Origin of the sequence: Glacieibacterium arshaanense, assembly GCF_004681125.1 — a bacterium.
GTDB lineage: Bacteria > Pseudomonadota > Alphaproteobacteria > Sphingomonadales > Sphingomonadaceae > Polymorphobacter_A > Polymorphobacter_A arshaanense.
Genome location: NZ_SIHO01000008.1, coordinates 1 through 1,545, shown reverse-complemented (window position 1 = coordinate 1,545; position 1,545 = coordinate 1). Strand labels below are relative to the sequence as shown.

Below are 1,545 nucleotides of genomic sequence, written 5' to 3'. Positions count from 1 at the left end.
GATCTCTTTAACGATACCCGCCTGCGGAGACGGAACTTCCATAGAGGCTTTGTCGCCTTCTACGGTGATCAGCGACTGTTCGGCTTCAACTTTGTCGCCCACTTTGACCAGGATCTCGGTGATTTCAACTTCATCAGCCCCGATGTCCGGTACTTTGATTTCGATAGCCATTATTCTTTTACCTCTTACGCCAGACGCGGGTTAACTTTATCTGCATCGATGTTGAATTTGGCGATTGCGTCAGCAACCACTTTCTTATCGATTTCGCCACGTTTAGCCAGTTCGCCCAGCGCCGCAACCACGACATAAGAAGCATCAACTTCGAAGTGGTGACGCAGGTTCTCACGGCTGTCGGAACGACCGAAGCCATCAGTACCCAGTACGCGGTAGTCGTCAGCCGGTACGTAAGTACGGACCTGCTCAGCGAACAGTTTCATATAGTCGGTAGATGCCACTGCCGGAGCGTCGTTCATCACCTGAGCGATATACGGAACGCGCGGAGTTTCCAGCGGGTGCAGCATGTTCCAGCGTTCACAATCCTGACCATCACGCGCCAGCTCGGTGAAGGAGGTCACGCTATAAACGTCAGAACCTACGCCGTAATCTTTCGCCAGGATCTCAGCTGCTTCACGGACGTGACGCAGGATAGAACCGGAGCCGAGCAGCTGAACTTTACCTTTGCTACCTTCAATAGTTTCGAGTTTGTAGATACCTTTACGGATACCTTCCTCAGCACCTTCCGGCATTGCCGGCATGTGGTAGTTTTCGTTCAGCGTAGTGATGTAGTAGTAAACGTTCTCTTGTTTTTCACCGTACATACGCTCCAGACCGTCATGCATGATGACAGCAACTTCGTAAGCGTAAGCCGGGTCGTAAGAGATACAGTTCGGGATAGTCAGCGACTGAATGTGGCTGTGACCATCTTCGTGCTGCAGACCTTCGCCGTTCAGGGTGGTACGACCGGAAGTACCGCCGATCAGGAAGCCACGCGCTTGCTGGTCGCCAGCCGCCCAGCACAGATCGCCAATACGCTGGAAGCCGAACATCGAGTAATAGATGTAGAACGGGATCATCGGCAGATTGTTGGTGCTGTAAGAGGTCGCCGCTGCCAGCCAGGAACAACCTGCGCCCAGCTCGTTGATCCCTTCCTGCAGAATCTGACCTTTCTCGTCTTCTTTATAGTAAGCAACCTGCTCGCGGTCCTGCGGGGTGTACTGCTGACCGTTCGGGCTGTAAATACCAATCTGACGGAACAGACCTTCCATACCGAAAGTACGCGCTTCGTCGGCGATGATCGGTACCAGACGATCTTTGATCGACTTGTTCTTCAGCATCACGTTCAGAGCACGAACGAAAGCGATAGTGGTAGAGATCTCTTTGCTCTGCTCTTCCAACAGCGCGCCGAAGTCTTGCAGGCTCGGCAGCTCAAGCTTCTCGGTGAAGTTCGGCTGACGGCTTGGCAGATAACCGTGCAGTTTCTGACGCTGAGCGTGCAGATAGGTATGCTCTTCAGAACCTTCCGGGAAGGTGATGTACGGCAGTTTT

Annotated in this window: 2 protein-coding genes; both read right to left on the bottom strand. The window is 53.0% G+C overall.

Going from position 1 to position 1,545, the window contains the following annotated elements:
* Nucleotides 1-171 (bottom strand): biotin/lipoyl-containing protein (locus tag EUV02_RS15540; protein WP_341533714.1); only part of this gene is annotated, 171 nt, incomplete at its 3' end.
* A gap of 14 nt (nucleotides 172-185) precedes the next feature.
* The coding region (locus tag EUV02_RS15535; RefSeq protein WP_424022201.1) for a transketolase-like TK C-terminal-containing protein at nucleotides 186-1,545 on the bottom strand (1,360 nt) is incomplete at its 5' end.